Source organism: Actinocrinis sp., from assembly GCF_035653575.1.
Taxonomy (GTDB): Bacteria; Actinomycetota; Actinomycetes; order Streptomycetales; family Catenulisporaceae; genus Actinocrinis.
This window is the reverse complement of record NZ_DASRBQ010000108.1, coordinates 1-8,151: the sequence shown is the minus strand read 5'-3', so window position 1 is coordinate 8,151 and position 8,151 is coordinate 1. Positions and strand designations below refer to the sequence as shown.

Sequence of the window (8,151 nt, the reverse complement as noted above, 5' to 3'; positions counted from 1 at the left end):
ACGCCGCTCCACGAGGTGGAGTAGCTGTTGCTGGAGTTCAGCGTGATGCAGGCCGAGCCTTGGCCGTTGGTCCACATCTGGTAGTACATGCCGCCGTTGTTGCCGGTCTGGCTCGAGCAGATCTGCGTGGCGGCACTGGCGGTGCCCGGAAGGACCGTCATGACAAGGGCGAACACGGCCGCGAGCGCCGCGGCCACGGAGCCGCCGACGAACAGCCTTGAGCGGCCGCGTCTGCGGCCCGTCGGTGGGGCGGGGGCATCGTTCACGTGTGTGCTTCCTCCTCGTGAAGGCCGACCCTGATCGACGGTGGGTGAGGCCTGATGGGCGGAAGTATTGGCACGGCGCCGAGGGCTTGGCAACAACTTTCGGAGGGCTTGCGAAATACCGGAGCCGGAAAGCGGTTGCACAGTTCGCATTTCCGCTGGCTATCGGGATGGCCTAGAGCAGGGCGCACGACAAGATCGGTGCAAGTTTCAGTCTGCCCGCAGTTTACGGCGCATCCATCCCGAAAGATTTCGGGATCAGATCAGCCCCTGCCCTTCCAAGACGATCCAGGTGCGGCCGGGAGCCAGCGGCATCGGCGCGCCGTTGACGGTGTAGTCGGTCGGCGAGGTGTCGCCGGCCTGGACCACTGGCCGTGCCAGACCTTGCCGTCCCGGTAGAAGTCGGCCGGTCCCTGTCCGGTGGTCTCCGAGAAGACCTCGTTGTCGGGATGCCCGGCGTTGTGGTCGGTGTATTTGCCGGGCACGACGTGCACGTGCTGGATGATGACGTTGTCGGCGCTTGTGCGGCCCTGGTCGGTGGTCATCGCCGCATGGCCGTCGACCGAGACGAGCCACTGGGTACCCGAGGCGGTGAAGGTGAACGAGGCCGAGGGCATCCTGGCGGACACAGACACGGCGGGTTGTCCTCCGCTCGGCGCGGCGCCGAAGCGCAGGCCCACGTCCTTTGCCTCGGCTAGGTCCGGGTAGGCGACGAAGACGTCGGCCAGCTTGATGTAGGTCGGGTCGCTTCCGCCGTTGCTGAACAGCCTCGACGCGCTGGCGGGAGTGATGTTCTGCAGATTCGCCGCGGCCAGGTCGGGCAGCAGCCCGGAGATGGCTCCGGAGTAGGCCAGGCCGACCTTGCCGTACGCGGCCAGCAGCGGGATGTCGGTTTGCCGGGCGCTGCGCACCGGGCCGACCCGGGCCGGGGCGTGCGCGCTGTCGAAGATCGCGAGGTAGCGGCTCAGCCCGCCCTCGACCTGGATGACGTAGACCAGGTCGGCGGAGTTCAGGCCGGTCTGCTCGCGCTGGGCGAAGCCCACGTTGTCGATCTTGACGGCGAGGACCCGGCCCGCCGTGCCCGTGCCGGTCAGCGGGCTCACCGCCGGAGTGCTGACCGCGGACGAGGCTGTGGGCGTCGGCTTGGCGGAGCCGTGTGAGCAGGCCGCGGTGCCCAGGCATATTCCGGGGCCGGTCAGCGCTATGAATACGCAGGTCGCGACCTTGCGCGACCTGCGTGGAGGAGGCCACGCAGCTTGGCGTGTGACACCCACGTGAGAACTCGGATTCGGTTGGGCCGCCATATGCACTCACCACCTATACCGCCGTCTCAGGACGCTCACCGTCGATTCCACTGTCTCAGGACGCGAGCGATACGACGAGTCAGCGCGAACCGGTAACGTCGTTCTTCTGTCCATGCCCGTTCACTCCAGAGAAGCGGCGGCGAGATGTGCACCACCGTGGTCAGTGTCGATCCGGATTCGTCCGTGCCCGTGCTGCTCGTCGGGGTGCGTGACGAGTTCCTCGACCGGCCGTGGCGTGCCCCCGGTCGACACTGGCCCGATCACCCGGAGTTGGTCGGCGGCCAAGACCTGCAAGCTCTGGGCACCTGGTTGGCCGTACATCCGCGGGTGCCTCGGGTGGCTTGCGTGCTCAACGCGCACGGCGAGGCTCCTGCCGAAGCCCGGCGGCTGACCCGTGGCGAGCTGCCGCTGCGCCTCGCGGCCGATGGCGAGCCCGGCGATCTGGACCTCGAGCGGTATGAGCCGTTCCATCTGGTGTGGGCGACTCCAAACTCGGTGCGCATGTGGAGCTGGAACGGACGAACGCTGGACGAGCGGCCGCTGCGCGCGGGGTTGCACATCATCGTCAACAGCGGCCTTGAGGGCGCCGACGACCCCGACGGACCCGGCGGCGCACAGATGCAGACGCGCATCGACCACTTCAGGCCGCTGCTGGAGAAGGCCCAGCGCCCCGAGCCTCGCGAAGGGTCGGTCGCGGCCGCGTGGGGCGAATGGCTGCCCATCGTGAGCGGCGCTGGCCTGGGTCTCGACGACACGCGCGCGCTCGTGCTGCGCCGGAACATCGACGAGAAGGCGTGGGGCACCTCCAGCCTGAGCCTGGTCGCGCTCACTCACACCGGTGCGCGCTACGACTTCTGTGGGGATCCGGCTGGCGCGCACCCGGTCTGGTCACGGGTTCTCTGACACCGCTTCTCTGACGCCTTCTCTGACGCCACGGCGCGCGGTGGCGCTGCGCCGGCTCTGCTGCGTCAGGAACTCCTGGGCTTCGGCGATGTCGCGGTGCTTCAGCAGGATCCTGACTGGGCCGCGCGCAGTGTGAAGCGCCACCGTGGCCAGCGAAAGCGAGCGCTGCCACGGCCCCTGTACCAAATGCAGTGACTGCACCTTGACATGCGGTATCACGGCGTACCGTCGGTGCAGCAGGCCACGCCGCGTGATGACGACGGTTTCATCGACCCCGTACGCGTAGGCGCGCCACCAGATGAGGGCGCGCCACCGGGCGCGGCTTGGCGCAGGATGCAGCGGAATCTCGCTCAGTGGCGCGCCGAGCAGATGACCGACTACCGCGAACGCCTCGTCGATCGGCGCCACCGGCAACAGCACCGCGGTCGTGCGACGACCCGACTCGCCGCGCCCTCCCCCGTGCGCGTAACCGGCGACGTTCATGCGCACGCGCGCCCACCCCGCCGCTCGCCAGAACAACGGCAGGCTTATCTCAACAGCCTGAAGACGGCCGACCGGCACCGTCTGCGCGTAGCGGTTGAGCAGCCCGTGCCGCAGCCGAATGCCGTCGCCGGAAAGCGAAAGCGTGAAGCCGTAGTAGCGCTGCAAGCGCTCCCAGGCCAATCCGACCGCTGCGATCGTCGAGGGGAGCGTCCCGCTCAGCACCTGAGCGGAACCGAGCGCCACGACGGTGATGCTGGCCGCCGCGGCCAGGGCCGCGAACCAGACCGCCGGCGACAGGGCCCACGAGGCGATGAAGCGGCCGTGCGGAACCACGGCGAGAGGGGCCTCGTCAATTTGGAGTCGATACGGCACTCCTGCGCCGTACACGGGAGCGATCACCGTTCCGGCTGCCCCGGATATCGCAGCGCCCTGCGATGCGCTGCCGCCCGCCTGCTGGCGTGCCTCACTGCCCGCCGCGACATCAGTCTGCTGACCATGACCGGCCGCGCCCTCGACCGCCGCGATCTGCTCGACCCGGCTGAGCAGGAAGGCCCGCAGCCGTGCGGCCTCCTCCTGCCGTACGCAGGCCAGCCGGAAGTGTCCGTGTCTTCCGCCGCCGAGTTGCAGATGCAGCTCGGCCAGGCCGAAGAGCCGCGCCAGCACCGGCTGGTCCACGTCGACGGCTTGAATCCGGTCGAAGCGCGCGGTGCGGCTCTGCCGGAAGAGCACGCCGGAGTCCAGCCGGAACTCCTCAGGCGCGACCCGGAAGCTGGTGCGCAGCCAGGCGAGCACGCCGAGCAGCGCCGCCGCGACCGGGATCAGCACCTCCACCAGCTCGCCGCCGCCCAACGCCCGCCCGCTGACCACCGCGACGACGAGCCCTGAGAGAACCCGGCGCGCCTCATGTACCGCGTTGACGAGGATCGACCAGGGATGGGTTCGGCGCGGCACGCTCCAGTCCACGCCCGCGGCCTGGTTCACAGCCCGGCCATCCGGGCCTCGCCGAGTGCGGCGAGGCGGTCGCGCAGCTGCTCGGCGAGCCGTGGTTCGAGCCCTGGTATGCGCGCGTCGGAGGCGGCCGAGGCGGTGTGCAGTCGCAGGGTGCAGATACCCAGGGCCCGCTCGACGGGGCCGGCGACGATGTCGACGAACTGCATCCGGCCGTACGGCACCACGACCTGCTTGCGCACCAGCAACCCGTGGTCGATCAGCAGGTCCTCGCCGCGCTCGCGGTAGCGCCAGGTGCGCGCCGAGCGCCCGAGCGGAAACCAGGCCAGTACCAGCAGTCCGGCCGCGGCCGCGGCGAACCCGAGCCGCACGGAGCCGCCGGTAAGTCCGGCGATCACTGCGAGCAACGCGACGAGCCACAGGAGCCGTATACGGCTGGCGAGCGCGAGTCTGCCCCGCGCGACCGTGTGCCACTCATCCCCGTCCGCTGCTCCCCCGGCGGAACTGGCGATCACCTCGGATTCGGCGCCGGACGGCGGCTCCGCATCGATCACGGATGCAGTCTAGTGGTTCGCTCACCCGAACGGCGGGCTCGCTCATGTCCCCTTCGTCCGCCTTGTCCGCCGCGTGCCTGCGATGCGCCCCTGGTCAGCGCTTGCGCAAGCGCAGGCTGTTCCAGCTCGCATCCGCCGTCCAACCGCCGTCCACCGGGAGCGCGACGCCGTTGATGAACCCGCTCATCGCCGGATCGGCGAGGAACGCCACCGCGGCCGCGATGTCGCCCGGAGCGGCGAAGCGGCCCATCGGCACGCGCTCGGTGATGTCCGCGTCGGTGTATCCGCCGGAGGCCTGGTCCGCCTCGTCCATCTCGGTCTTGACCCAGCCGGGGCACACGGCGTTCACCCGCACGCCGCGCCCGCCCCACTCGGCGGCGAGCGTGCGGGTCAGGCCGATCAGGCCGTGCTTGCTGGCGTTGTAGGCCGCGCGGTCCGCGATGCCGTGCAAGCCCGCGATCGACGCGATGTTGACGATGGAGCCGCCGCCGGCCGCGAGCATCGCCGCGCCCAGCGCCCGCGAGAGCAGGAACGGGCCGGTCAGGTTCACCTCCAGCACGCGCCGCCATTGCTCGACCGTCGTCTCCTCGGCGGGGCGCAGCAGCGAGACTCCGGCGTTGTTGACCAGCACGTCGACCCGGCCGTACTCGGCAAGCACGCGCTTCGTCAGGTCGGCCGCATACTGCTCGGAGGCGACGTCCCCAGTCAGCGCGAAAGCCGCCACGCCATACGCGCGTACGGCGGCAACGGTCTCGGCCAGCTCCCGCAGATCGGCCAGCGCCATCGCGTATCCGCGCTCCGCCAGCGCCTCGGCCACCCGCCGCCCGATCCCTTGCGCCGCGCCCGTCACCACCGCGACCGCGCCCACCGCACGCTGTGCACTCACCGACCACTCACTCCTCTCGCCTTTCCTCGATCGATTCTTAGCCCACAGCCCCCAGCGGCGCCACGGCGAAGAATTCGGCGCTCACAGCGCGCCGCACGGACGACTGCCTACGCCCGAACCGTGAATATCGAGGTGATCCGGTACGGTCGCCCCGGCCGATGATTGCGCGCCTCGGCCAGCTTCGCGTCGGTGTCCACGTCGCCGTACTCGCGCCGCAACTCCTCCTCGTGCGACTCCCACAGGTCGTTGAGGCGATCCCACAGGCCGCGTTCCTCCGGCCGGTCCACCTTCGCTTCAAGTTCGAGCCCTGCGGCGCTGATGTACTCCTCCCACGACCGGCGTCCGGGCACGTACTTCGGATGGCCGGGCAAGTTGCGCCCGCCGGTGAACACGGCACGCGCACCCGGCCGCAGGATCCGCCGCAGTTCGCGGAGCGCCGCGTCCCGGTCCGGGGCGAAGGGCAGCGCGTCCATGCTCACCACGCCGGCTGCGCACTGATCGGGCAGCCCGGTCTCGGCAAAGGTCCCGACCTGGAAGCGAATCCGATCCCGTACATCGACATCTGGGGCACCAGGAAAGAACTCTGATATGCGCTCGGTGGCCAGCTCGACGGCCTTCGGGGAGACGTCAACACCGACCAGCCGCGCCGAGAAGGCCCGCGCGAGCCACAAACCGGTCCCGCCCCGTCCGCAGCCGAGGTCGACCAACAAGTCGTCCGGGCGCAGCCGCAGGCGCTTGACCATCTCGCCGAGCACGGACCAGGTGCAGCTGCTGGAGGGATCGACCTCGACGGGGTACTCCTTGCCGAACGCTTCCGCGTAGAGCCGGCTCGAAAGGCCGCGCCCCGAGGCAGCAGCGTGAAAGGCATCAACGAGCTCGATACTCGCCGGAGCTGACTGCGGGCCCTGATTCACTGTTCGGTCCTTCCGTCTAGAAATGCGGTGACGGCGGCAAGCCATTGGCCGGGCTGGTCGATGTGCGCCATGTGGCCGGCCTGGTCGATGACGACGGCGCGGGCATGTGGGATGGCTGACGCGGCTTGTTCGGCCAGCGCGGCGGGGAAGGTCATGTCCTGGCGCCCGTGCAGCAACAGAATCGGCAGGTTGAGTGCGGCGAGTCGGTCGGCGGCGTGTTCGGGGCGCGCGGGCGGCAGCGTGCCGGCCAGGTAGGGGCGCGCCCATTCAGCGGTGAACCGCACTCCCTCCAAGCGGCTGCGATACTCGGCGCGAGCCTCCGGACGCCAGACGTTGGCCGGGATGCCTGCGAGCGCGTCGGCCCGCGTCAGCTGTGGGCTCGGTTCGGGATCGTCGGCCCATAGCGCTTCGCCTGCTGCTTGCAGTCGCGCGGCTTCGGGCCAGTCGTCATAGGCATCATCGGGCACTGGCATGACGCTGCTCGAGGCGATGATCAGGGCCCGAATGCGCTCTGGTGCAGCCAACGCGAGCCGTTGGGCGAGTAGTCCGCCGTAGGAGAAGCCCAATACGTCAGCTTGCGCAACGCCCAGGGCATCGAGCAGAGCGAGGAGGTCGGCGACCGCGGCGTGGGGCGAGTACGCCGAGTCCGGCAGTCCGGTACTGGAACGCCCGCAGCCGCGGAGGTCCGCGAAGACCAAGTGCCGTTCTTCGGCCAGGCGAACAAGCGGTTCGCGCAAGTAGCTGTGATCCCAATCCGGCCCGCCGTGGATCACAAGCAGGGTCCGGTCGATCGGGCCGTTGCTGCACGCGACGAAAAGGCGCACCGGCGGGTCGTCGCACACGGCGACGTACTGCTCGGTCAGCATCCGGTCAGTGTTACAGCACGCACTGACACCGCTAACACGGACAGCGCTGACACCGACATCGCTGACTCGGCGAGTCGTTGCCCGCGAGGGACACGCGCCCGGCTTTGCGGATCAGTATCCTTGGATAGCGGCGAAGTCTGCGACTCAGCGTTTGCGGGCCGTGACCAGCCAGGCGTGCGCCTCCAGCTTCATCCCTTCGGCCGTCGCGTAGGGGCTCAGCGCCTCACGCAATGCGTCCATCACGCGGCCTCTTGCCTCCGGGCCGGCCTCGGCCAGCGCTGCCTGATTCGACGGCGTGGTCATCTGGTACGCGACGGCGTCCTCAAGGTCGGCACCGATCCACATCCGCTCGTCCACCGCGTTGATCTCGACCGAGTCAAAGCCGGCAGCGGTCAGCAGGCCGCGCACGTCATCCGGGTCGGCGAGCGAGAACGGGCCCGGCTCGCCCGGCGTGTCGCGCTGCGGCACATCGAGGTGAGCGGAGATCGCGCGCAGCGGAACGGTGAAGAAGTCGTTGACCTCCGCCGACTGCCAGCACAGGAAGTGCAGACTACCGCCGGAGCGCACGGCCCGTTCGAGGTTGCTGAAAGCGGCCTGCGGATCGGCGAAGAACATCACGCCGAACCGGCTGAGCATCACGTCGAAGCTGTCCGGAGCGAAGGGGTGCACCTGGGCGTCGGCCTGCTGAAACGCGACGTTCGCGACCTCCTCGGCAAGGGCCCGCCGCCGCGCCTCGGCCAGCATCGGCGCGGACAGGTCCACGCCGAGCGCCTGCCCATTGGCGGCCTGGCGCGCGGCTTGCAGCGTCGTGCCGCCGCAACCGCAGCCGACGTCGAGCACCTGCGCGTCGGCTGCGATTTGCGCCGCCGCGAAGAGGTGCGGCGAGAAGCGGCTCAGTTGCGCCTCGCGGCGGTCCCGGTACTGCACCCAGTGCTGCCCGGCGTCCCCGTTCCATGCCTCCGCCTGAGCGGCGTTCGCCTCTGCGGGCGCGGCGGCTTCAGTGGTGTCGTTGTGTGGCATGTGTGGCATG

At 69.7% G+C, this 8,151-nt stretch carries 8 protein-coding genes and 1 pseudogene; 1 reads left to right on the top strand and 8 read right to left on the bottom strand.

Going from position 1 to position 8,151, the window contains the following annotated elements:
- Both VFA06_RS15105 and VFA06_RS15100 read right to left on the bottom strand, forming a co-directional pair.
- Window positions 1-266: pseudogene (locus VFA06_RS15105) on the bottom strand (1,4-beta-xylanase); the annotation flags it as partial.
- 260 nt (window positions 267-526) lie between these two features.
- A complete protein-coding gene (locus tag VFA06_RS15100; RefSeq protein ID WP_324841192.1) occupies window positions 527-1,366 on the bottom strand; it encodes a DUF3048 domain-containing protein in 840 nt (279 codons plus the stop codon).
- A 345-nt stretch (window positions 1,367-1,711) separates the two neighbouring features.
- On the opposite strand from VFA06_RS15100, the gene VFA06_RS15095 reads away from it, so the two are divergent.
- Window positions 1,712-2,470, top strand: a complete 759-nt coding sequence (locus VFA06_RS15095) for an NRDE family protein (protein WP_324841191.1) — start codon at window positions 1,712-1,714, stop codon at window positions 2,468-2,470.
- Here the strand turns inward: VFA06_RS15095 and VFA06_RS15090 are convergent.
- From VFA06_RS15090 to VFA06_RS15065, 6 genes are all read right to left on the bottom strand, one after another.
- Window positions 2,456-3,934 carry a PH domain-containing protein gene (locus VFA06_RS15090; protein ID WP_324841190.1) on the bottom strand — a complete coding sequence of 493 codons (1,479 nt, stop codon included), beginning with the start codon at window positions 3,932-3,934 and terminating at the stop codon, window positions 2,456-2,458. The two genes, VFA06_RS15095 and VFA06_RS15090, sit on opposite strands and share 15 nt — an antisense overlap.
- Window positions 3,931-4,455 (bottom strand): PH domain-containing protein, encoded by a 525-nt coding sequence (locus VFA06_RS15085; protein WP_324841189.1) that lies wholly within the window; start codon window positions 4,453-4,455, stop codon window positions 3,931-3,933. Before VFA06_RS15085 ends, VFA06_RS15090 begins: the two co-directional genes overlap by 4 nt.
- Window positions 4,456-4,549: 94 nt before the next feature.
- Window positions 4,550-5,341: an SDR family NAD(P)-dependent oxidoreductase gene (locus VFA06_RS15080; RefSeq protein WP_324841188.1), complete on the bottom strand. Its 792-nt coding sequence runs from the start codon at window positions 5,339-5,341 to the stop codon at window positions 4,550-4,552.
- A gap of 107 nt (window positions 5,342-5,448) precedes the next feature.
- Window positions 5,449-6,255 (bottom strand): class I SAM-dependent methyltransferase, encoded by an 807-nt coding sequence (locus VFA06_RS15075; RefSeq protein ID WP_324841187.1) that lies wholly within the window; start codon window positions 6,253-6,255, stop codon window positions 5,449-5,451.
- Window positions 6,252-7,121, bottom strand: a complete 870-nt coding sequence (locus tag VFA06_RS15070; RefSeq protein WP_324841186.1) for an alpha/beta hydrolase — start codon at window positions 7,119-7,121, stop codon at window positions 6,252-6,254. Before VFA06_RS15070 ends, VFA06_RS15075 begins: the two co-directional genes overlap by 4 nt.
- A 144-nt stretch (window positions 7,122-7,265) precedes the next feature.
- Window positions 7,266-8,151, bottom strand: an 886-nt coding sequence (locus VFA06_RS15065) for a class I SAM-dependent methyltransferase (RefSeq protein ID WP_324841185.1), incomplete at its 5' end; no start/stop codon positions are given.

What these genes read in the sequence shown, in the direction of transcription:
- VFA06_RS15070 (WP_324841186.1), bottom strand. Translation starts at nt 7,121, where the DNA reads ATGCTGACCGAGCAGTACGTCGCCGTGTGCGACGACCCGCCGGTGCGC.
- VFA06_RS15095 (WP_324841191.1), top strand. Translation starts at nt 1,712, where the DNA reads ATGTGCACCACCGTGGTCAGTGTCGATCCGGATTCGTCCGTGCCCGTG.